Raw genomic sequence first — 22,486 nt, 5'->3', positions numbered from 1 at the left:
CAGGTCAGGTCAGCGCGGCGCAGGCCGTGACGCCGGCCAGCAGCAGTGCGCCCAGGAACGCCTGCAACAGCAGCGGCGGCCCGAGATGCGACCAGAGCGTCGCGGTACGCGGGGTGAGCAGCTGCCCGGTGGTGAGGTTGACGATCCGCTCGATGCGGGGCGGCAGCTCCGGGTCGCTTTGCGGACGCAGGGTGAGCTGCACCTGGTCCGCCGGATGCAGGGCGCTCTGCGGCAGGTGACCGTGCAACTCCACCTCGCAGAGCTGGCCGGCGGTGTTGCGCAGGCGCACCGGGACGACCAGGTATTCCGGGCCCTGCTTCAGCTGCTTCCACCGTCGACGGGCGCCGCCACCGCCGAACGAGAAGAACGAGCGCAGCAGCAGGGCGGGTAGTCCGGCGATCGCCGCCGCGGCGAGCACCGCCACCAGCACCGGCTGACCGATGCGCACCTCCCGGGTGTAGCCGTCGAGCAGGCGGACCAGGCGCCCGGTGACGATCCGTTCCGTCGGGTGCACGATCCGTCGGGTATCGAGTCCGCTGTCCATCTTCACCACCGAGAGTCCGCATGTGTTCACAGATCGTATCGACGTCCAGGGTTGAACGACGTGAATGAAACCTGGTCACGGGCTCACGGCTGCGAGGTGACATCCAGGGCGAGGAGGGTAAGCGGGGGGCCGAGCTGGAAAGGGGTCGAGCATGCAGCTGTCCTTCCTGCGCCCGCTCTACGACCGTCCCGGGCCGTGGTGCTCGGTGTATCTGGATGCCTCCGCGGACACGGAGGATGCCAAACCGGCACTGGACCTGCGCTGGCGTGCCTTGCAGAGTCGGCTCACCGAACAGGGAGCGGACGAGGCGAGCGTCGCCGCGCTGGACCGGGTGATCCGTGGTCACGACCCGATGGTCGGGGACTACGGCCTCGCGGTCTTCGCCAGCCACGGTCGAGTGGTGCTCTCCGAGTACCTGTCCGCGCCGCCACTGCGCGATCTGGCCGCGTACGGGCCACTGCCGCACGTGATGCCGCTTCTTGCCCAGCGTGGCGAACAGGTCGCCTGGGTGCGGGTCGTGGCCGACCGTCTCGGCGCCGACGCGATGGCGGTCAGCGCCGGCGGGGTGCCCCGGCGGGCGCACGTCGCCGGCCGAAACGAGTTCCCGCTGCGGCGGGCGAAACCCGGCGGTTGGTCCCAGTCGCGCTACCAACGGGCGGCCATGGAGGCGTGGCACCACAACGCCGGCGACGTGACCGCGGCGACCGTGGAGCTGGCCGACCGGGTCGGCGCGGACGTGGTGGTGGTCGCCGGTGACGTCCGAGCCACCGGGATGATCGCCGCACAGATGCCGGAGCGCTGGCAGGACCTGGTGGTTCGTACCGACGCCGGGTCACGAGCCGGCGGCGCCGACCAGACGATGCTGGACGACCTCACCGTACAGACCATCGCGGAGATCGCCGACCAGCGGATCAGCGCCGCTTTGGACAAGTTCGGCGTGCAGGAGGACGTGGGCGCCGGGCTCGACGCGGTCGTCTCGGCCCTGCAACGCAACCAGGTCGACACCATGCTGATCGTGGACGACCCGTCGGCCGACGGCGAGTTGTGGATCGGCTCGGAGGCGACCGAGATCGCCGTCGACCCAGGGCAGTTGGCCGCCATGTCGGTGGGCGAGCCGCAGCGGGTACGCGCCGACGCGGCGCTCATCCGCGCACTCGTCGGCACCGACGCGGCACTGACCGTGCTGGGTGCGGACGAGGCACCCGAGCTCACTGACGGCGTCGGCGCGGTGCTGCGCTACGTCGACCCCAGCACGCCGGGGCGCGGCAATGGCTGAGCGCCGTGTGGCGGATCTGGTGGTGGAGCGGCTGCTGGCCTGGCGGGTGCCCCGAGCCTTCGGCTACCCGGGCGAGGCGATCGCCCCGTTGGTCGACGCGCTGGACCGTACCGGCGGCGAGCCGGCGTTCATCCCGGCCCGGCACGAGGAGACCGCCTCGTTCATGGCCACCGGGCACGCCAAGTTCACCGGCGGCATCGGGGTCTGCCTCGCCACCCAGGGGCCCAGCGCTGTCCAACTGCTCAACGGCCTCTATGACGCCAAGTTGGACAGCAAACCGGTGGTGGCGATCGTCGGGGAGGACATCTCGGGGCCGCTCGGCGACGCGCACCAGGAGATCGGGCTGAGTCGGCTCTTCGGCGACGTCTGCAACCAGTTCGTCCGATATGGCCGCAGCCCCGAGGACGTGGCGGCGCTGCTGGACCAGGCGTTCCGTACGGCGGCGGCGACCCGCAGCCCGACCTGTGTCGTGCTGCCCCGGCAGTTGCAGGAAGCCCTGGTGCCCGACCTGCAGACGCCCGCCGCAGGGGTGATAACGGCCACCCCGGGTGAGCCGCTGGCCCGGGTGCTGCCGCACGAGGTGGATCTTGACGCCGCCGCCCAGCTGCTCAGCGGTGGTCAGCGCACCGCGATCCTGGTGGGCCAGGGCGGTCGGGACGCGGCCGCCGAGATCATCGAGATGGCCGACCGGCTCGGCGCCGGGGTGGCCACCTCGTTGCTGGGCAAGCCGGTGCTCGACGAGCGGCTGCCGTTTCACACCGGGGTGCTCGGCGAGGTCGGCACCCCGGCCGCGGCCGAGCTGATGGGCGGCTGCGACACGCTGCTGATGGTCGGCACCAACGACCCGTGGACCGACTACTTCCCGGTGCCCGAGCAGGCCCGCACGGTGCAGATCGACATCGACGGCCGGCGGATCGGCACCCGCTACCCGGCCGACGTGCCGCTTGTCGGTGACGCCGCCGAGACGCTGCGGGCGCTGCTGACCCGGGTGCGCCCCCGGTCCGAGCAGCAGTGGCGCGCCACTGTGGAGAGCTCGGTGGACCGGTGGCGTCAGGTCGCCGCGGATCGGGCCGCCGCGCCCGCCGACCCGGTGAACCCGCAGCTCGTACTCCAGGAGCTGTCCGCCCGGATGCCGGGCACCGGCGCGGTCGCGGTCGACGTCGGTTCGGTCCTCTACTGGTACGCCCGGCACCTCGTCCTGCCACCCGGGGTGAACGCGCAACTGTGCGGCACCCTCGGCTCGATGGGCTGCGCGCTGCCGTACGCGGTGGCCGCCAAGCTCGCCGCCCCCGACCAACCGGTGATCGCGCTGCTCGGTGACGGGGCGATGCAGCTCAACGGGCTCGCCGAGCTGATCACCGTGTCGCACCACTGGCAGCAGTGGCGTGACCCGCGGCTGGTGGTGCTGGTGCTCAACAACCGGGATCAGAGCGGCATGGGCGGCGGGCGGGAGACATCGTCGGACCCGGCCCAGCGCCGCCCCGACGTGCCGTACGCCGGCTGGGCCCGCCTGCTCGGCCTGCACGGTGTGCGGGTGGACCGCCCGGAGCTGGTCGGCGCGGCCTGGGACGAGGCGTTGGCCGCGGATCGTCCCTGCGTACTGGAGGCCGTTGTCGACCCGGCGGTGTCCCTGGCGCCGCCGGAGCCGGCGTTCGCCGACCTGCGGGGCCTGTACGCCGACGGTGCTCCCGCCCGGAAGGTCCGGGAGCAGGTGGAGGTCACCGCGAACGCCGACGATCTCGTTTAGCCGCCCTGGCCCCGGGCATCAGTAGCGGCCCGACGACGCTGGAGGTCCGATGTCCGAGCCCGCTGACCGCCGCTACGGTCCCGCGACCCTGCCGCGGCCGCGCGGCCCGATCTCCGCGGCGGTGCTCGGGGCGCTGCGGCACCCGCCGCACGACCTGCCGCCAGGTCTCGGCACTGACCTCGACCCGGCGGACCCGATCACGGACGAGGACCTCCAACTGACCCTGTTCCTCTGCTACGAGCTGCACTACCGGGGCTGGTGCGGGGTCGACGAGGCGTGGGAGTGGCAACCGACGATGCTCGCGCTGCGAGCCCACGCCGAACGGCCGTTCGAGGCGGCGCTGCGCCGGCTGGTCGGCGCACCGTCGGTGCCCGCCGCCGGCGTGGCGGCCGGCCTGGCCGAGCTGGTCGCGGCCGACAACGGGCCGCCGCTGGCCGCGACGCTGCAACGCCGCGCCGACCTCACCCAGTTCCGCGAGTTCGTCACTCACCGCGCCGTGTACCACCTGCGCGAGGCGGACCCGCACAGTTGGGCCCTGCCCCGCCTCGGTGGCCCGGCCAAGGCCGCCCTTGTGGAGATCCAGACCGACGAGTACGGCAACGGCCGGCTGGACCGGATGCACGCCGAGCTGTTCCGGCGCACCCTGGAGCGGCTGGGCCTGGACACCACCTACGGCGCTCACCTGGACGCGGCGCCCGCGGTGACCCTGGCGACGAACAACCTGATGTCGCTGTTCGGGTTGCACCGACGGCTGCGCGGCGCGCTGCTCGGGCATCTGGCCGCGTTCGAGATGACCTCGTCGCTGCCCAACCGTCGCTATGGCAACGGGCTGCGCCGGCTCGGCTTCGACGAGGGGGCCACCCGCTTCTACGACGAGCATGTCGAGGCCGACGCGGTGCACGAGCAGATCGCCGCCCACGACATGTGCGGCGGCCTGGTCCGCGTCGAACCGATCCTCGCTCCCGACGTGCTCTTCGGCGCGGCGGCCGGGCTTGCGGTGGACCGGCTGTTCGCCGCGCACCTGCTGGACAGTTGGGCCGCCGGCCGCAGCTCGCTGCGCCCGCCCGCCCCGCCGCCCCTGCCGCCCACCGTCTCGCTCGCCGTGGCCGCGTCCGCCGCGGTGGCCCCGCCGGCCCGGCCCGTCGTCGTCTGACCGCCGCGACGGTGGTGCCGCGCCAGGGTCTCGGCGCGGCGCCCCGCCGACCCTTGCGTGCCGCCTTTGCTCTGCTTCAACCCAGGCAACGGTACGGGCCTGAAAGTGTTGCTTCCGTTGAAGCAGAGCAAAGGTCGCGGGCCGGGGGGCCTCTCGTCCTCGCCTCTTCGTCAGGAGGCGCAGCGACGACGCGTCACGACTGCCGATCGGTGCCAGCGCGGAAGTTGACCGCCTTGTGGGTGCCATCGCAGAACGGCTTGAGCGCCGACTTGCCGCACCGGCACAGCGCCACCGTGCCCCGGCGCGCATCGATGGTCTCACCGTCGGGGGTGACCAGGTCGAAGTCGCCGCGGACCAGCAGCGGTCCGTCCTCGTACGGGGTGATCGTGGCGGCGGCGGGCTCGCTGGTGTCGTCGGTGCGCATGGCCCCCGAAGTGCCCGACCTGACCTCGGCGAAACCCGCGCGACCGAACGCCAGTGATGACCGGCGCACCCCTCTGACCAGCGGAATGTACCGCCGGGTGGGTGATGCCCCGTTTGAACCCCATCGGGACGGGAAGCCGGGCCGCGTGGTGAGCGAACGAGGCAAGGTGGGGCCGGTGCACAAGGTGCACAAGGGGCTCACGGCCGATGGCGCCGGTCTGGCCGGCGACCGGGTCGTGGCTGCGGGCAGCGCCGCCCGGGTGCTGGTCGCCGCCACCGCCCGGGCGCTACGTGGGGTGGACTGTGCCGACCTCGGGCACACCGGGCCGACGTCACGGTTCCCAGGTGCCCCGGAGCCGGTACGCCGTGCCGCGGTCACCCGCGCCGCCGGTCGGGTCGCCCTCACCGTGGCGCAGGTCGACGAGGTGGACGCCGCACGGGTGGCCCGCTGGTTCGTCGACCAGTACCCCCGCCAGCGCTACCCCGGCGTGCTGATCGGCTCACCGCACGGCGCGGCGGCACACCTTGCGGCAGCCCTCGGTGTGCCGTGGTTACCGGCCGGCTTCGAGATGACCGTGCACTGGTCCGACGGTGCGGTGGACCGCCCGGCGGACGCCCTGGAGCACGGCACGGCACTCGCCACCCGGCTGCTCGCCGGCAACGCCGACCTGCACCTGCGCCAGGTGCACTGCCCGGCCAGCCGTGGCCCGCTGACTGGGGCGACCGTGTCGCTGGCCGCCGCGTGGAGGGCCCTGCCGGCCGCGTACGCGCAGTTCCTGGCCGACCGGCTGGTCCCGGGTGCCCCGGTGCTTCTGCTTCGCGACGCGCGCACCTGGCCGGTGTTGGAGCGCAGCCCCGGGCACAGCTTCCAGGTCGGCAGCCCGGCCAGCGGGCTCGACCCGGTCGACTTCCACCCGGACAGCCACGCGCTGCGACAGGTGCTGCGCTCCGTCGGCGGCGACGCCGCCCGGTGGGAACCACCGGAGATGTCCGTGCCGTCGGGTTACGCCGAGTACGGCGTCGACTCGGGCTTCGAGTTGGCCGTGCGGGACTGGTCCGCACGGCACGAGCACCCACTGCACCGGGTGCTGGTGCCCCGGCCGGCGGCGCTGAGCGCGGGTGTGGCCGACCTGTACCGACGGTGGCTGCGCGTTGCCGGCAAGACCGGTGACCGGCTGGTGGTGGAGTGCGGCCGGCTGCTCGACCCGTGGCAGGTGCTGCGGGCGGGGCTGGTGCCGTACTGGTGCGAGAACGCCACCCGGCGCAGTGTCGACGAGGCCGAGTGGTGGCTTGCCGGCAGCGAGGCGTTCAGCTCGGTGGACGTGCTGCCCGAACCGCCCGGGTTGCGCTCACCTGCCCTGGCCGGGCTGCCGCAGTGGCTGGCCGTGGCCGGGTTCGGACGGCGCCGTCGGGCGTTGGACCGGACCACCGCCCGTGGCTACCCGGTCACCTCGGTGCCCACCCGCCGGGCCACCGAGGTCCTGCGTGCCCAGCCGTACGACCTGCCCGCGCCGCCCCCACTGGGGGTCGCCGAGGCGCTGGCCGTGCTCCGCGACAGCGGCGGCCACCAGGGGTTACTGGTCTCCTGAGGCGGAGCACGCCGAAACTTCCTCGCGAACCCGGGGTCCCGTGATTGAGTACCTACGGAGCGGGAAAATCGCTGGCTGCGACGGCCGTATTGCGCTGCGTAGAGGCGGTGTCGCCCGCTGGCATCCCAGTCACTGACCCACTTTTCCGGCCCGGTGCGTGGCTCGACCACGCGCACGACCGGTTTCCCGATCCGGGCGGGGGACCTTCCTGAGGGAGGCGCGGATGTTCGGACAGACGAGCACGAGCACGACCACACCACCACCCACCGATCGAGGTCTGGAGGATCTCGACGCGGCGGCACTGGCGTACGCGGCCCGAATCGCCGGACTTCCGCCGGAGCGGCGGGGGGAGGCCCGGGACGACCTGGTGCGCTTCGCGCTGCCGTTCGCCGGCCGCCTGGCCCGCCGGTACCGGGGACGTGGTGAGCCACTGGAGGACCTGGAGCAGGTCGCCCGGCTGGGGCTGGTCAACGCCGTCGACCGGTATGACCCGGAACGGGGCTCGTTCACCGCGTACGCCGCGATCACCATCGTGGGGGAGATCAAACGACATTTCCGGGACCGCACCTGGGGCGTACACGTGCCCCGCCGGCTGCGTGACCTGATCCTCGAAGTGGGGCAGGCCACCGCCGCACTGACCAGTGAACTGTCCCGCGCCCCGTCCGTGGCCGAGTTGTCGGCCCGACTGGAGACGCCGCAGGAGGAGATCCTCGCCGCGTTGGAGTCGGCGGCCGGCTACAGCCCGGCCTCGCTCAACGCCCCGGTGGGCGGGGAGAGCTCCGCGGAGTTCGGTGACCTCGTCGGCGAGTCGGACAACGCGTTGGAATCGGTCGACGACCGGGTCACGGTGAGCGGTCTGCTGCACCGGTTGCCCTGGCGCGAGCGGCGAATCCTGGCAATGCGCTTCTACGGCAACCAGACCCAGGCGGAGATCGCCGCCCGGTTCGGCATCTCGCAGATGCACGTGTCCCGGCTGCTGTCGCGGGCGCTCACCTGGCTGCGGCAGGCGATGCTCGCCGACGCGCCGCCGCCGTGGCAGAACGGTGCCGCCGAACCCGACCCGGGCAAGACCCGGATCTCGGTGAAACAGAACGGCGACCGCGTGTTGGTCGAGGTCGGCGGCGAGATCGACCGCGACGGCGCGGACCAGCTACGCCGGGCCATGCTGGAGGCGGTCACCGGTCAGCCCAGCGAGGTGGTCGTCGACCTGGTCGGCGCGGGTGGGTTCGACGCCGGTGGGATCGCCGCGCTGATGGCCGGGCACGAGGCGGCAGAGCGGACCGGGGTGCCGCTGCGGCTGACCCGGGTCCAACCCGCGGTACGCCGCTCACTCACCGCCGCCGGCCTGGCTCCCGTCCGGGACTGAGCCGCCCCCGGCCTGGCTCCCCGCTCGGAGTCGGCCGCCGCCCGAGACCGAGCCAGGCACGTCGCACGCAACGACACGATCAGGAAGGCCTACGCGACGAGGGCCGACACCCACCGGGTGTCGGCCCTCGCGGCGTACACCGGTCAGTGGTCCTCGGGGTTGCCGTCGCTGTGCGGGTGACGCCAGCGTTCGTGCGGCTTCGGCGCGTCCTCGGCGTCCTTGGGCGCGTCGCTCTGCTCGAAGCTCGGCCGGCGGACGCCCTCGGGCTCCGGCACATCCACCGGCCGGGCACCGGAGCGCGGTGCCGGCTGGTAGTCGGTCGCGTCCCGGGCGCCGTGCGCGCCCTCGGCGGCCGGTGACTCCGGTGCGTGGTGCTCCATTCGCAACTCCTCGGCGAAGTGCTGCGGCGGCTTGGTGGTGCGCTGCGGCAGGTCCCGGCCCAGATCGGCGACGAGCGGGCCGTACTTCAGGTCGAACGCGGGGCGTTCGGACCGGATCCGGGGCATCCGGTCGAAGTTGCGCAGCGGCGGCGGGCAGCTGGTGGCCCACTCCAGCGAGTTGCCGAAGCCCCACGGGTCGTCCACCGTCACCATCGCGCCGTAACGCCAGGACTTCCAGGCGTTGTAGATGAAGAACAGCGTGGACAGACCGAGGATGAAGGCGAAGATGCTGGAGATGGTGTTGAGCGTGGTGAACCCGTCGGAGGGCAGGTAGTCGGCGTACCGACGGGGCATGCCCTCGGCGCCCAGCCAGTGGTGCACCAGGAAGGTGCCGTGGAAGCCGATGAACATGGTCCAGAAGTGCGCCTTGCCGAGCCGCTCGTCGAGCAGGCGCCCGGTCATCTTGGGCCACCAGAAGTAGTAGCCGCCGAAGAGCGCGAAGACCACGGTGCCGAACACCACGTAGTGGAAATGTGCCACCACGAAGTAGCTGTCGTGGGTGTGCCAGTCGACCGGCGGGCTGGCCAGCAGCACCCCGGTGAGGCCGCCGAGCAGGAAGGTGACCAGGAAGCCGATGGCGAACAGCATCGGCGTCTCGAAGGTGAGCTGCCCCTTCCACATGGTGCCGATCCAGTTGAAGAACTTCACGCCGGTGGGCACCGCGATCAGGTAGCTGAGGATGCTGAAGAACGGCAGCAGCACCTGGCCGGTGGCGAACATGTGGTGCGCCCAGACCGTCATGGACAGCACGGTGATCGCGATGGTGGCCAGCACGATCCCGGTGTAGCCGAAGAGCGGCTTGCGGGAGAAGACCGGGATGATCTCGGTGATGATGCCGAAGAACGGCAACGCGATGATGTACACCTCGGGGTGGCCGAAGAACCAGAACAGGTGCTGCCACAGCATCGGGCCGCCGGTGGCCGCGTCGTACACGTGCGCGTTGAGCAACCGGTCGGCGGACAGCGCCAACAGCGCGGCGGCCAGCAGCGGGAAGACGAGGATCACCAGCACGCTGGTGAACAGCATGTTCCAGGTGAAGATCGGCATCCGGAACATGGTCATGCCGGGCGCGCGCAGGGTGAGGATCGTGGTGATCAGGTTGACCGCGCCGAGGATGGTGCCGAGCCCGGAGACGACCAGACCGACCACCCACATGTTCGGGCCCACGCCGGGGCTGTTCTCGACGCTGCTGAGCGGGTTGTACGCGGTCCACCCGAAGTCCGCCGAGCCCCCCGGGGCGAGGAACCCGCCGACCACCATCAGCCCGCCGAACAGGTACAGCCAGTAGGCGAGCGCGTTGAGGCGGGGGAACGACACGTCCGGTGCGCCGATCTGGATCGGCACGATGAAGTTGGCGAACCCGAACGCCGCGGGCGTGGCGAACAGCAGCAGCATCACCGCGCCGTGCGAGGTGAAGAGCTGGTTGTACTGCTCGGAGGAGAGGAACTGCATCCCCGGGCGGGCCAGTTCGGCGCGCATCAGCATCGCCTGTAGCCCGGCCAGCAGGAAGAACCCGAAGGACGTCAGCAGGTACAGCAGGCCGATCTGTTTGTGGTCGGTGGTCGCGAGAAACTTGATCAAGGAGCTGCCGGGGACCGGTGCTCGTACCGCTCCCGGGAAGCCCCCGAAGCGGGCCGGTGCCAGGATCGCTGGGCCCCGATCTCGACCGGGTTCCGTGGTTACCCGCTTGGGCATGGTTGCTCACCCCGTCGTGACGGCAGAAAGGACGGGCGTGCCTACCCGACCCTCTCACCATGTAACCAGGCCAGAGCGGAAATTTCGGTCAGATCGCCGGTACCGGTGCAAGCACCTCGAACGCTCAGGTCACCGGCAGCATCGCCCAGACGGCTTTACCCTGACCGGCCGGCACGCTGCCCCACCGCTGAGCCAACTCCCGGACCAACAGCAATCCCCGGCCACCCTCGGCGTGCAGGTCCGTCCCGCCGCCCGGGCGGGCCTGGGCGCTGCTGCCGTCCACCACCGCCAGGTGCAAATAGGGCCGGCGCAGGGTGACAGTCACCTGCATCGGCGTTCCGGCGTGCCGGACCACGTTGCCCACCAACTCGCTGAGCACCAGCGCGGCCGGGCCGGACGTGTCAGGCAGGTTCCACCGGGTGCACGCGTCGGTGACCAACTCACGAGCACGCCGGCAGGCCTCGGCCACCGGCTCCAGTCGGGCCCGCATCCGCAACGTGGCCGTCGCACCGGCCACCCGGGTCGCCTCCGCGCAGTTGCTGGACACCGGGACCACCCGGCACGTGGTCGTCTGGGTCAGCCAGCGCGCGGCGATCGGCGACGGGGAGCAGAGCACCACCGGCACGGCCCACTCCTCGGCGCGGCGGGCGGTCGCGGCGAAGACGGACAGCGCCAGCGGGTCCTTGACGTTCACCTCGGCCATGTCGATCACCAGCGCCTCCGGCTGATCGACGAGCGCGTCGCTGAGCGTCTGGTGCACCGACCGCATGGTGCCCAGATCCAGTGCGCCGCTGAGCCGGACGAGGGCCACCGGTGCCGTGGCGCGCACGTCGCAGGTGATCCGGCTGGACATGTGGCGCCTCGATTCGCTGCTGGGTCGGGACCTGCCAACTACCCGAGGCCACGCGACGCCAAACCGGACCGAAGGCGAGGCGAGGCAGGTCACGGCCCGCATCCGGCAGGTCACGGACGGGGTCGCCCGGTGAGGACCCCCAGCGCGATCATGCCGGCACCGAGGCCCAGGTGCAGCCAGCCGTCGGCGTCGTTGACGGGCAGGACGTTCGCCCCGGTGTCGTGGTCCACCGCCAGCCCGTAAAGCCACAACACCAGGTAGATGGCGCCGCCGCCGATCAGGAACGTCCGAGCGCCGGTGACCGTCCGCGCCAGCACCAGACCCGCCACCCCGAACGCCAGGTGCACCAGATTGTGCAGCACCGACACCTGGAAGACGCCGAACAGGTACGCGCCCGAGCCGTGGCCGGCGAAGCGGAGGGCGTCCATCCCGGTGGTGATCCCCGGCACGAAACCGAGCAGGCCGACCAGCAGAAACAGCACGCCCACCGATGCCGCCGCACGGCGCACCGGCGGCTTGCCGTCGGCCGGGTTGGGGCGGGCCCGGGAATGCGCCATCGGTCCGACCATCACCGGCTCCTCGCTGGGCGGCGGGCATGAGCGCTGCGGGCTACCCGCCACCGCCGCCGACAAACCGCCGCCGACGGTCCGGGCGCGCCGACGGTCAGGCCGGGAGCAGCCGCGGCGCGCTGGCCCCCTGGCGGACCCGCTCGTACAGCTCGACGTACCGCTGGGCCATCACCGCGGGAGTGAACCGCTGCGCGGCCACCTGCCGGCACTCGTCGGGGTCGAGCAACTCGGCGGAGAGTACGAGATCGCCCAGCTCCTCCTCGTCGGTGGTGAGCAGCCCGGTGCCGCCGTGCTCGATCAGCTCCGGCAGGCAGCCCCGGGCGGTGGCCACCACCGGCGTTCCCAGGGCGAGGGACTCGACGACCGCCGTACCGCCCGGCTCCTCCCAACGCAGCGGGAACAGCGACGCGCGGGCGGTGGCAAGCAGATCGTCGCGCTCCTGACCGGCCACGGTGCCGACCCAGCGGACCAGCTCACCATCGACGTGCGGCGCCACCTCGTCGAGGAAGAACCGCACGTCCGGGTTCTGCCGGGCCTCGTCGCCGGCCGCGGCCAGATCGGCCGGCCGATGGTACGGGCCGACCGGCCCCGCCAGCACCAGCGGGAAACCGACGCGATGGGCGAGACGGGCGCCCACGTCCTGCCCCTTGCCCGGGTTGATCCGACCCAGGATGAGCACGTGCTCGCCCTTGGCCGGTCGGGGTCGCCGGTCGGCGTCCACGGCGAGGGGAGTGGACAGGTGCACGTGCCCCACCGAGTGCTCCCGCAACGCCAGTGGTGCCCGGGCCAACTGCGACGCGGAGACGCCGTTGACCCGAACCCGGTCGCCGCCGTCCAGAGCGCCGTAGAGCGCCGGGTGCTTGGCCAGGTCCCAGTGCAGGGTGTGCAGGGTCGGCGGGCCGGCCGGTCCCATCGCGGCGAGAGTGGCCAGCCCGACCGCCTCCACGTGGTCGTGCACCAGGTCGATGTCGTCGCGGGAGTGCAGCTCACGGACCACCCCGGCCAGGTGCGCCTGGGCGATCCCGCAGACCTGGTTGTACGGCCGCTGCAAGGCGGCGAACTGCCCGTCGGGGAAGACCGACACCTGCTCGTCCACCGGCAGGGTGCTGCTGCCCACCGAGGCGAGCACCACCCGAACGCCGAGACGCCGCAGCTCCGGCACCAGCGTGGCGATCACGTTCTCGATGCCGCCGTAGCCGGGCGGGGGCACCGACAGCCACGGGCCGGCGTTCATCAGTACGGTCAGGCTCATTCCGCCCGTCCCTTCCGGCCGGCTGTATCTCCGGGTCGCGACTGCGGGGCTCGCAAGATCGGCTCACTCCTCGCGCTCACGGTGCCTCCGGTTCGCGACTGCGGGGCTCGCAACCCCGGCTCACTCCTCGCGCTCACGCGGCGGCCACCCGCCGGCGGGGCACCCGGTGGCGCAGCTCGGCCAGCGGCGGGCGTTCCTCGATGGACACGTCGCTGACCACGATCTCGCGGTCGAGGTTCGGCAACGTGTCCGAGCCACCGCGACGGAACTGGGTCAGCAACGCCTCCGGTGCCAGCCCGGGGGTCGCCCACCCGCGCCGCTGCAACCGGGACCAGGCGGTCAACATGATCTGTGCGGACATCCGGCCGAGAGCCGCCGTGTCCTGGTGCCGGTGCTTGCGCTCACCGAGGTCGACCTGCGCCATCGCGTCCAGGCCGACCAGGTCGAGCAGGTCGATCATCATCGCCGTCTCCACCCCGTACCCGGAGACGAACGGCACCTGGGCCAGCACGTCCCGGCGGCCCGCGTACTCGCCGGCGAGCGGCTGCACGAAGCCGGCCAGCTCGGGCCAGAAGAGGTTGAGCAGCGGTCGGGCCATCAGCTCGGTCACCCGGCCCCCGCCGTCCTGCTCCACGTTCGCGGTGCCCACCAGGGGCCGGTGGTAGAAGCCCTTCACGAAATCGACCGACGGATCGGTCAGCAGCGGGCCGAGCAGCCCGCTCACGAAGTGCGGCCGGAACTCCCGCAGGTCGGCATCGATGAACGCCACCACGTCTCCCTCGGCGGCGGCCAGACCAGCCCAGAGAGCGTCACCCTTGCCGGTGAGCTGGGGCAGCCCCCGGGTCATCGCGTCCTGGCTGACCACCTCCGCACCAGCGGCGCGGGCCACCTGCGCGGTGCGGTCGGTCGAGCGTGAATCCACCACGATCAGCTCGTCGACCAGGGCGACCCGATCCATCAGGTGCTCCCGGATGGTCGACACGATCGCGCCGACGGTGGCCTCCTCGTTGCGTGCCGGCAGCACCACACTGACCCGGGTCGCTCCTTTGGCGCGCAGCAGCCGACGTGCCGGCCAGTCCGCCGCCGACGTCGTCCGGTACGTGGCCCAGGCCTCCACGACCGGTGACACGCTCGGTGTCGTATCCCGCACGGGCACCCCTCCGTTCGTGCGTGGAAAAACCGAAATTGGTTGTTCCCACTCCTCATCACGCGCTAACCGCTTCCTTGGCAACAGCTTGATCACGGAGGTGACATCGCTGCGTTCCCGGGGGGTGAACGTTTGATTGCGCACACCCCAGGGGACTGCTCCCATCGCATATGAAACGTCGTAGGAGGGGTGTCGGATGCGTGCATGCCGGGTGGGTCTGGTCGGAGCCGGCGGAGTGGCACAACGTCACGCGCGGGTGCTGACCGAGTTCGACGACGTCGAACTCGTCGGGGTCACCGACGTCGCGCCGGAGGTGGCGTCCACGCTGGCCGTACAACACGGCGCGCGCGCCTGCGCCGACGTCGCCGAGCTGCTGGCCACCGGACCGGACGCGGTGTACGTCTGCGTGCCGCCGTTCGCGCACGGCCCAGCCGAGGAGGCGGTGATCGACGCCGGCGTGCCGATGTTCGTGGAGAAACCCGTCGCGGTCGACCTGGGCACCGCCGAGCGGATCGCCGACCTGGTCACGCGCAGTGGCCTGCGCACCGCCGTCGGCCACCACTGGCGCTACCTGAGCGTGCTCGACGAGGCCCGCGAACTGCTCGCCGACCGCCCGGTGCGGATGGTCAGCGGCGCCTGGCTGGACAAGGTCCCCCCGGTGGCGTGGTGGTCGCGGCGGGACCGCTCCGGCGGCCCGGTGGTCGAGCAGGCCGCCCACGTGCTGGACCTGATCCGCGTGCTGGCCGGCGAGGTCACCGAGGTCACCGCGTACGGAAACGGCACCCCGCCGCCGGTCGACGGCGCCGACATCGACTCGGTGACCACCGCCGCGCTGCGCTTCGCCAACGGCGCGGTCGGCACGCTCAGCGCCGCCTGCGTGCTGGGGTGGAAGCATCGCGCCGGCCTGGAGATCCTCGCCGACGGGCTGGCCCTCGCTCTCACCGAGGACGGCCTGTCGATCCGGGACGCCGACGGTGAACGACACGTCCCCGCCGACCCGGAAGCCGCCCGGGTGGCGGTGGACCGCGCCTTCATCGACGCCGTACGCGGCATCGGCGACGACGTACGCGTCCCGTACGCCGAGGCGCTGGCCACCCAACGGCTGGCCCTCGCGGTGGCCGACTCGGCCCGCAGCGGCGCGACCGTGCGTCTCGCCACCACGACCGGGCCGGCGGTGCTCAGCACGGGGGTGACCGTCGATGCGTGACAAGGTCGTGGTCGTCACCGGCCCCGGCCGGGTCGAGCTGGTAGAGCAGGACGCCGCGCCGCTGCGCCCCGGCACGTTCCGGGTCCAGACGCTGTTCAGCGGCGTCTCCGCCGGCACCGAACTGAGCTACGTCAAGGGCACCAACCCCTACCTGAACGTCACCTGGAACGCCGAGCTGGGGCTGTTCCAGCCGGGCGCGGCGAGCACGCCGTACCCGGTGACCCGGCTCGGTTACATGCAGGTCGGCCGGGTGGTGGAGAGCGACACCCCAGCCGTCGCGGTGGGCACGGTCGGTGCGATGACGTACGGGCACCGCACCGGCTGGCTGGCCGACCCGGTCGCCGAGCGGTTCGTGGCGCTGCCCGACGACCTGGACCCGCTGCTCGGCGTCTACGTCGCGCACATGGGCCCGATCTGCGCCAACGGTCTGCTGCACGCCGCCGCCGACCTGCACGGCGCCGACGTCCGCGCGCTCGGCGACGGGGTACGCGGCCGACGGGTCGCCGTGGTCGGCGCCGGTGTGGTGGCGCTGCTGACAGCGCTGTTCGCCCGGCGCAACGGCGCTGCCTCGGTCGTGGTGCTCGACCCCACCCCGCAACGCCGCCACGTCGCCGAGGCGCTCGGCCTGGAAACCCTCGACCCGGACGCGGACGATCCGGCGGTCGTGCTCAAGACCCGCTGGGCGCACACCGCCGGTGACCGGGGCGCCGACGTGGTGTTCCAGTGCCGAGGGCAGGCGTGGGCGTTGCAGCTCGCCCTGCGGCTGCTGCGGCCCCAGGGCACCGTCATCGACCTCGCCTTCTATCAGGGCGGCGCGGAGGCGGTCCGGCTCGGTGAGGAGTTCCACCACAACGGGCTGTCGCTGCGCTGCGCGCAGATCGGTCGGGTCCCGCGCGGGCTCGCCCCCACCTGGGACCGCGAGCGGCTCTCCGCCGAAACCATCGACCTGCTCCGGGCGTACGGGGACGTGATCCGCAAGCACCTCGTCTCGGCGGTCGTGCCGTTCGACGAGGCACCCACCCTGCTCACCGACCTGGCCGACCGTCGCCGCCAGGAGCAACAGGTGGTGCTGTCCGCCTGACCTGGGGCCGGAGCACGCTCGTCGGGTGACGGGGCGGGCTACCGTTCCGGCCATGAGCACCCCGAATGGCCGGTCGGTCGGTCTGGCCGCGCTGCTGCCGTACCTGCGTGCGCACCGCGGCACCCTGGTCGTGGTGGGCGCGCTGTCGCTGGTCGGCGCGGCGGCGTCGCTGGCGCAACCGCTGCTCACCCGGTCGGTGCTCGACCGGATCGGCGCCGACCATCCGGTGTCCGACCTGGTGGCGGTGCTGGTGGCCCTCGTGGTGCTCGGCGCGGTGATCGGCGGGCTGCGCGACTACCTGTTGCAACGCACCGCCGAAGGGCTGGTGCTGGGCACCCGGCAACGACTGGCCGGGCACCTGCTGCGGCTGCCCATCGCCGAGTACGACCGCCGGCGCACCGGCGACCTGCTCTCCCGGGTCGGCTCGGACACCACGCTGCTGCGAGCGGTCGTCACCTCCGGGCTCTTCGAGACGGTCACCGGGGCGGTGATGGTGGTCGGTGCCGCGACGGCGATGGTGCTGCTCGACCCGCTGCTGTTCGGTGTCACCCTCCTCGGGGTGGCGTCGGGGCTGGGCTTCGCTCTCACGTTCGCCCGCCGGGTCCGGGCGCTGGCCCGCACCGCGCAGGAGCGGATCGGCGAGATGACCTCGGCGATCGAGCGGGCCATCTCCGCCGCCCGGACCATCCGGGCCAGCCGCGCCGAGGGCCGGGAGACCGAGACCGTCACCGGCAGCGCCCGCGACGCGTACGACGCGGGGGTGCGGGTGGCCCGGGTGCAGTCGGTGGTCGGGCCGATCGGCTCCGTCACCGTGCAGGGTGCCTTCCTGCTGGTGCTCGGCATCGGCGGGGCACGGGTCGCCGCCGGGGCGATCACCGTCGGCGACCTGGTCGCCTTCGTCATGTACCTGTTCTTCCTGGCCCTACCGCTGGCCCAGGTGCTGCGGGCGTACACCCAGTTGCAGTCCGGTCTGGGCGCTCTGCAGCGGATCGAGGAGATCCTGGCCGTGCCGGCGGAGGACGCGGCCGACCGGCCGGCACCCGCGGGCGCGACGGCGACCCGGCGCGGCCCCACCCCGATGATCGAGTTTGATCGGGTGGGGTTCGGCTACCCGGGCGGCGACCCGGTGCTGCACGAGGTCAGCTTCGCGGTGCCCGCCGGCACCCGTACCGCGCTGGTCGGCCCCTCGGGCGCCGGCAAGTCGACGCTGCTCGCCCTGGTCGAGCGCTTCTACGAGGTGAGCGCCGGAGCGGTCCGGATCGACGGCAGCGACGTGCGGGACCTGCCCCGCGACGCGCTGCGGGCCCGGCTCGGCTACGTCGAGCAGGAGGCGCCCGTGTTGGCCGGCACGCTGCGGGAGAACCTGCTGATCACCACCCCTGACGCCACCGACGACCGGCTGCGGGGTGTCCTCGACCAGGTCAACCTGAGCCACCTGGCCGACCGCACCTCCCAGGGCCTGGACGTCCAGGTGGGGGAGGGGGGAGTGCTGCTCTCCGGGGGCGAGCGGCAGCGGCTGGCCATCGCCCGGGCGCTGCTCGCCGGCCCACCGGTGCTGCTGCTCGACGAGCCGACCAGCAACCTCGACTCCCGCAACGAAGCCGCGCTCCGCCGCGCCATCGACGCGGTGGCCGTCCGCCGAACACTGTTGATCGTGGCGCACCGGCTCGCCACCGTGGTCGACGCCGACCAGATCGTCGTCCTCGACGGCGGCCGGGTGGTGGCCGTGGGCACCCACGCCGAGCTGACCGCCACCGATCCGCTCTACCGCGAACTCGCCACCCATCAGCTGCTCGTCGGCTGACTTCGTCGGGTCGGGGTCGACTTGCCGGCAGCCGGGCCGCGCGAGCCGGCGCGAATCGCGTACCGTTGCCGCTCATGGGTGTGTCGCAACGGTTCAAGAGCAAGTTCCGGCGGTTCCTCCAGCGCCCCGGCTCGACCGTGGATCTTGCTCCGCTGGAGAAGCTGCTGCCGGCGATCGCGGCGCGCGAGGACGAGCTCGCCGCGCTGGACGACGCCGAGCTGACCGAGGCCGCGGGTGCCGCCGTCGGCTACGAGGAGATCTGCGCCGTCGGCCGCGAGGCCGCCCGTCGTGGCCTGGACCAGCGGCCGTACGACGTGCAGCTGCTCGGCGCGATGTCGCTGCTGTCCGGCAAGGTCGCCGAGATGGCCACCGGTGAGGGCAAGACACTCACCGCCACGATCGCCGCGTACGGGCATGTCCGGCTCGGCAACGGGCCGGTGCACGTGCTCACCATCAACGACTACCTGGCCCGCCGCGACGCTCAGTGGATGGAGCCCGTCTACACCCTGCTCGGCCTCACCGTCGGCTGGGTCAACGAGGCCTCCACCCCGCAGGAGCGGCGCGACGCGTACGCCTGCGACGTCACCTATGTCTCGGTCAGCGAGGCGGGCTTCGACTACCTGCGCGACCAGTTGGTCACCGACGTGGACGACCGGGTGCAGCCCCCGCTGGCCACCGCGATCGTCGACGAGGCCGACTCGATCATGATCGACGAGGCCCGGGTGCCGATGGTCCTCGCCGGCGCGGTGCCGGGTGAGCAGGACCCGGTGCACGCCGCCGCCGCGCTGGTGCGCGGCCTGCGCAAGGGCAAGCACTACACGGTCGCCGAGGACGGGCGGAGCGTGGCGTTCACCTCCGCCGGCCTGGCCGCCGTCGAGGCCAAGCTCGGCATCGACCTGTACGACGAGGAGCACGTCGCGCAGCTCTCGGCGGTCCACGTTGCGCTGCACGCGCAGGTACTGCTGAACCGGGACGTGGATTACATCGTCCGGGACGGCTCGGTCGAGCTGGTCGACGAGATGCGCGGCCGGGTGGCCCAGCGCCGCCGCTGGCCGGACGGGCTCCAAGCCGCGGTCGAGGCGAAGGAGGGCCTGGACGCCACCGCCGAGGGCGAGGTGCTGGGCACCATCGCCATGCAGGCGTACATTGCGCTCTACCCGAAGGTCTGCGGGATGACCGCCACGGCGGTGCTGGTCGGCGACCAGTTGCGGGAGTTCTTCGGCCTTGAGGTCGCGGTGATCCCGCCGAACACCCCGTGCATCCGCGAGGACGAGCCGGACCGCATCTACGCCACCCGGGCGGAGAAGGACGAGGCGCTGATCGACGAGATCCAGCGCTGGCACGCCAAGGGGCGGCCGATGCTGATCGGCACGCTGGACGTCAAGGAATCCGAAGGGCTGGCCGCCGGGCTGAACGCGGCCGGGGTGCCCTGCGTGGTGCTGAACGCCAAGAACGACGACGAGGAAGCGGCGATCATCGCCGAGGCCGGCGCGTACGGCGCGGTGACCGTCTCCACCCAGATGGCCGGCCGGGGTGTCGACATCCGGCTCGGCGGCAGCGACCAGAGCGACCAGGAGCGGGTCGCCGAGCTGGGCGGGCTCTACGTGATCGGCAGCGGCCGACACGACAGCCGCCGGGTTGACGACCAGTTGCGCGGTCGGGCCGGCCGGCAGGGCGACCCGGGTGGCTCGGTCTTCCTCGTCAGCCTGGAGGACGACCTGGTCGTCCGGCACGCCGCCGACGCGGTGCCGCCGTCGCCGCGAATGAACGCCGACGGCCTGGTGACCGACGAGCAGGTGGACTACGCGGTGGAGCACGCCCAGCGTGTCGCCGAGGGCGTCAATCACGAGATCCACCGCAACACCTGGCGCTACAGCGTGGTGATCGAGCAGCAGCGCATCGCCCTCGCCGCACGGCGGGAGCGGCTGCTGACCAGCGACGTGGCCGCGGTCATGCTGCTGGAGAAGGAGCCGGAGAAGGCCAGCGAGATGGACGAGGACCTGCTCGCCCGGGCGGCCCGGTCGATCGCGCTCTACCACCTGGACCGGCTCTGGGCTGAGCACCTGGCCGAGCTGTCGGAGGTCCGCGAGGGCGTGCACCTGCGCGCGCTGGGCCGGCTCGACCCGCTGGACGAGTTCCACCGGGCCGCGGTGCCGGCGTTCAACGACCTGATCCCGGAGATCGAGGCCCGCACCATCGCCACCTTCAACGAGACCGAATTCGATGAGGACTGGCAGCCCGACGACGGCACCCTGGTCCGGCCCACCGCCACGTGGACGTACCTGGTGCACGACAATCCGTTCGGTTCCGAGCTCGACCGGCTGATCGCGTCCATCGGTCGGCGGCTCAGCGGCGCGTCGCGCTGACGTAGGCAGTCAGGCCCCTGTCGCGCGTCCGCATGCGGCAGGGGCTCTGATTTGCACCGTTTCGACCTGAGCTTCGCAGGGTAGTAGGGCTGGTCGGTCAAGTCGGGGGAGAGCAGACGATGACACAGGTGACGATGCCCGCTGGGCTGGCACGAGGGTGCACGGAGGCCGCAGACCGGTGAACCTCGACACGCAGGAACCGGTGGTGCAGAACCTCGGGGTCCTGGAAACCGCAGCGCTGTTGCGCGAGCTGACCGCCGGCCTGATTGCGCTGACCGATTTCGATGAGGCGCTGCTGGCGCTGGTCCGGGTCACCCGGGACGCGGTGGCCGGGGTGCACTGGTGCGGGTTCACCGCCCTGCGCGCCGGCGAACCGGCCGGCGTGGCCGCCTCCGACGAGCGGCTGGCTGGGCTGGACGACCTGCGGCACGGGCCGGACTCGCCGGCGATGAGCGCGATCCGACGCCGCGAGATGATCCTCGCCGCCGACCTGGCCGGCGAGCCTCGCTGGCCGGCCTGGACGGCGCGAGCCCGCGACCTCGGCGTACGCGGGGTGATCTCCGCGCCGGTCGACATCGACGAGCAGGTGATCGGTGCGATCAACCTGTACGCCGATGCACCGGACCTGCTGACTCCACAACACCAGTTGACCGCGATGCTGCTCGCCGAACACGCCGGTTTGCTGCTGGCCGCCGTCCGCGACCGCAACCGGCAACTCGTTCTCGCCGGCGTTCGGGACGCCTCGTTGCTGAACGACGGGGTCGTGGGCCAGGCCGTCGGCGTGATCATGACCCAGCGCGGGTGCCCGCCAGCCGAGGCACTCGAGGTGCTGCGTACCGCCGCGTCGTCGTTGGACATCCCGCTGCGCGAGGTGGCCGAGCGACTGGTGCGTACGGTCTCCCGCCAGCGCGACACCTGACCGTCCGCCCGCCTGGCGTCCGCCCGCCTGGCGTGGGCGCCGTTTGATCGACTCCAGGTCGCCGATGTGGGGGTATCCGGGCGCTGGGACACCCCCATGTCGCCGATACGGAGTCGATCACCCGCTGTTCTCGCGGTCTGACGCGGTAGGGTGCCCGTTCTCCCGGTCCGCGGCGAGTCGGGCGGCGTCGTTTCGTCCGGACCACGCTCGGGTAGCACTCTGGTCAGCGAGGTGCGCCGACCCGGGGGAGGACCGATGCAGAGTCGGCTGCGGGTGCACGGGCACCCGATCCAACCGATGCTTGTGACGTTCCCACTCGGGCTCTTCGTCAGCGCCACCGTCTTCGACCTCACCAACGCCGTCGGTGGGCCGGCGTTCCTCGGCGAGGTCGGCTACTGGACGGGAGTCGCTGCCCTCATCGCCGCCGCGCTGACCGCAATGGCCGGGATGGTCGACCTGTGGGACGTGCCGAGCGACCGCACCCGCCGTACGGCGATCGCCTTCAACCTGGTCAACACGCTGATGGCCGCCATGTTCCTGCTCACCTGCCTGGTCCGGTCACACTCCCCGCAGCGCGGCGCGTCAACCGCGATCCTGATCACCGAGCTGGTCGCGCTGGCCGTGGGTGGGGTCGGCGTGCACCTGGGCGCCCGACTGATGCGCCAGTTCGACACCGGCCGGGTCGAGGCCAGCAGCCTGGACGCGCTCGCCGGCGTCAACTCCACCATCGAGATAGTCCACCCTCGCTCGTGATCCGACCGGGCCTGGCGCGCAGCGTCAGCCCTCGTGGAGCTGGCTGGCTTACCATCCGCGGATGACCTCGTCTCTGGACACGCTTCCGAAGATCGGTGCGCCCGCGACGCGCGCCCTGCACGGCGCCGGTTACACCACACTGCGCCAACTCGCCGGCGTCCCCCGGTCGGACCTGGCGAAACTGCACGGCATGGGGCCGAAGGCCCTCGGCATCCTCCAGGCCGCCCTCGCACAGCACAACCTTGGCCTCGGCTGAGACCTGCGGCTGCCAGCAAACGCCCGCACCGCCTGCCGGCCTGACG

19 protein-coding genes are annotated in these 22,486 nt (G+C 72.2%); 12 read left to right on the top strand and 7 right to left on the bottom strand.

Translation table 11 applies throughout. The features are described from left to right. Nucleotides 1-4: 4 nt before the first annotated feature. Entirely contained in the window at nt 5-553 is a 549-nt protein-coding gene (locus tag ACLQ28_RS30645; protein ID WP_425689743.1) for a hypothetical protein, read from the bottom strand. A 142-nt stretch (nt 554-695) separates the two neighbouring features. Between ACLQ28_RS30645 and ACLQ28_RS30640 the strand changes: the two genes are divergently transcribed. Genes ACLQ28_RS30640 through ACLQ28_RS30630 form a run of 3 tightly spaced genes read left to right on the top strand, consistent with a single transcriptional unit; the run spans nt 696 to nt 4,720 of the window. After that, entirely contained in the window at nt 696-1,820 is a 1,125-nt protein-coding gene (locus ACLQ28_RS30640; protein WP_425689742.1) for a Vms1/Ankzf1 family peptidyl-tRNA hydrolase, read from the top strand. Beyond that, nucleotides 1,813-3,567: a thiamine pyrophosphate-binding protein gene (locus ACLQ28_RS30635; RefSeq protein ID WP_425689741.1), complete on the top strand. Its 1,755-nt coding sequence runs from the start codon at nt 1,813-1,815 to the stop codon at nt 3,565-3,567. Before ACLQ28_RS30640 ends, ACLQ28_RS30635 begins: the two co-directional genes overlap by 8 nt. Nucleotides 3,568-3,616: 49 nt before the next feature. Then, nucleotides 3,617-4,720, top strand: a complete 1,104-nt coding sequence (locus ACLQ28_RS30630) for an iron-containing redox enzyme family protein (RefSeq protein ID WP_425689740.1) — start codon at nt 3,617-3,619, stop codon at nt 4,718-4,720. A gap of 193 nt (nt 4,721-4,913) precedes the next feature. Here the strand turns inward: ACLQ28_RS30630 and ACLQ28_RS30625 are convergent, their stop codons facing one another. Then, nucleotides 4,914-5,144 carry a CDGSH iron-sulfur domain-containing protein gene (locus ACLQ28_RS30625; protein ID WP_363718649.1) on the bottom strand — a complete coding sequence of 77 codons (231 nt, stop codon included), beginning with the start codon at nt 5,142-5,144 and terminating at the stop codon, nt 4,914-4,916. A 145-nt stretch (nt 5,145-5,289) separates the two neighbouring features. Between ACLQ28_RS30625 and ACLQ28_RS30620 the strand changes: the two genes are divergently transcribed. Beyond that, nucleotides 5,290-6,732, top strand: a complete 1,443-nt coding sequence (locus tag ACLQ28_RS30620; protein WP_425689739.1) for a hypothetical protein — start codon at nt 5,290-5,292, stop codon at nt 6,730-6,732. A gap of 223 nt (nt 6,733-6,955) precedes the next feature. Next, the gene (locus tag ACLQ28_RS30615) at nt 6,956-8,098 is read left to right on the top strand and encodes a SigB/SigF/SigG family RNA polymerase sigma factor (RefSeq protein WP_425689738.1); all 1,143 of its coding nucleotides are present in this window, start codon (nt 6,956-6,958) and stop codon (nt 8,096-8,098) included. 143 nt (nt 8,099-8,241) lie between these two features. On the opposite strand, the gene ctaD is transcribed toward ACLQ28_RS30615, so the two are convergent. The 5 genes from ctaD to ACLQ28_RS30590 form a co-directional block, all read right to left on the bottom strand. After that, on the bottom strand, nt 8,242-10,233 hold the full coding sequence (gene ctaD / locus ACLQ28_RS30610; RefSeq protein ID WP_425689737.1) for a cytochrome c oxidase subunit I: 1,992 nt from the start codon (nt 10,231-10,233) through the stop codon (nt 8,242-8,244). Between the two features lie 124 nt (nt 10,234-10,357). Beyond that, nucleotides 10,358-11,086, bottom strand: a complete 729-nt coding sequence (locus ACLQ28_RS30605) for an STAS domain-containing protein (RefSeq protein ID WP_425689736.1) — start codon at nt 11,084-11,086, stop codon at nt 10,358-10,360. Between the two features lie 110 nt (nt 11,087-11,196). Further along, entirely contained in the window at nt 11,197-11,655 is a 459-nt protein-coding gene (locus ACLQ28_RS30600; protein ID WP_425689735.1) for a DUF4383 domain-containing protein, read from the bottom strand. Nucleotides 11,656-11,749: 94 nt separating this feature from the next. Continuing rightward, nucleotides 11,750-12,907 carry a glycosyltransferase gene (locus ACLQ28_RS30595; RefSeq protein WP_425689734.1) on the bottom strand — a complete coding sequence of 386 codons (1,158 nt, stop codon included), beginning with the start codon at nt 12,905-12,907 and terminating at the stop codon, nt 11,750-11,752. 133 nt (nt 12,908-13,040) lie between these two features. After that, on the bottom strand, nt 13,041-14,024 hold the full coding sequence (locus ACLQ28_RS30590; protein WP_425689750.1) for a glucosyl-3-phosphoglycerate synthase: 984 nt from the start codon (nt 14,022-14,024) through the stop codon (nt 13,041-13,043). A gap of 226 nt (nt 14,025-14,250) precedes the next feature. Here ACLQ28_RS30590 and ACLQ28_RS30585 point away from each other — a divergent pair, with 226 nt between their 5' ends. The 7 genes from ACLQ28_RS30585 to ACLQ28_RS30555 all read left to right on the top strand — a co-directional run bounded on the left by ACLQ28_RS30585 (nt 14,251) and on the right by ACLQ28_RS30555 (nt 22,440). Continuing rightward, nucleotides 14,251-15,261, top strand: coding sequence for a Gfo/Idh/MocA family protein (locus ACLQ28_RS30585; protein ID WP_425689733.1), 1,011 nt, complete (start codon nt 14,251-14,253; stop codon nt 15,259-15,261). Next, complete coding sequence (locus ACLQ28_RS30580) at nt 15,254-16,342, top strand: zinc-dependent alcohol dehydrogenase (protein WP_425689732.1); 1,089 nt, start codon at nt 15,254-15,256, stop codon at nt 16,340-16,342. Before ACLQ28_RS30585 ends, ACLQ28_RS30580 begins: the two co-directional genes overlap by 8 nt. A gap of 52 nt (nt 16,343-16,394) precedes the next feature. Continuing rightward, nucleotides 16,395-18,146, top strand: coding sequence for an ABC transporter ATP-binding protein (locus ACLQ28_RS30575; protein WP_425689731.1), 1,752 nt, complete (start codon nt 16,395-16,397; stop codon nt 18,144-18,146). A gap of 74 nt (nt 18,147-18,220) precedes the next feature. Beyond that, nucleotides 18,221-20,512, top strand: coding sequence for an accessory Sec system translocase SecA2 (gene secA2, locus ACLQ28_RS30570; RefSeq protein ID WP_425689730.1), 2,292 nt, complete (start codon nt 18,221-18,223; stop codon nt 20,510-20,512). 178 nt (nt 20,513-20,690) lie between these two features. Further along, nucleotides 20,691-21,431, top strand: coding sequence for a GAF and ANTAR domain-containing protein (locus ACLQ28_RS30565; RefSeq protein WP_425689729.1), 741 nt, complete (start codon nt 20,691-20,693; stop codon nt 21,429-21,431). Nucleotides 21,432-21,686: 255 nt separating this feature from the next. Further along, a complete protein-coding gene (locus tag ACLQ28_RS30560; RefSeq protein WP_425689728.1) occupies nt 21,687-22,184 on the top strand; it encodes a DUF2231 domain-containing protein in 498 nt (165 codons plus the stop codon). Between the two features lie 61 nt (nt 22,185-22,245). After that, complete coding sequence (locus ACLQ28_RS30555; protein ID WP_425689727.1) at nt 22,246-22,440, top strand: DNA-binding protein; 195 nt, start codon at nt 22,246-22,248, stop codon at nt 22,438-22,440. Nucleotides 22,441-22,486 lie beyond the last annotated feature (46 nt).

It is taken from the genome of Micromonospora sp. DT201, assembly GCF_049841575.1.
Classification (GTDB): domain Bacteria; phylum Actinomycetota; class Actinomycetes; order Mycobacteriales; family Micromonosporaceae; genus Micromonospora.
Note: the sequence above shows the minus strand (reverse complement) of the source record. Positions and strands in the feature narration are given on the sequence as shown.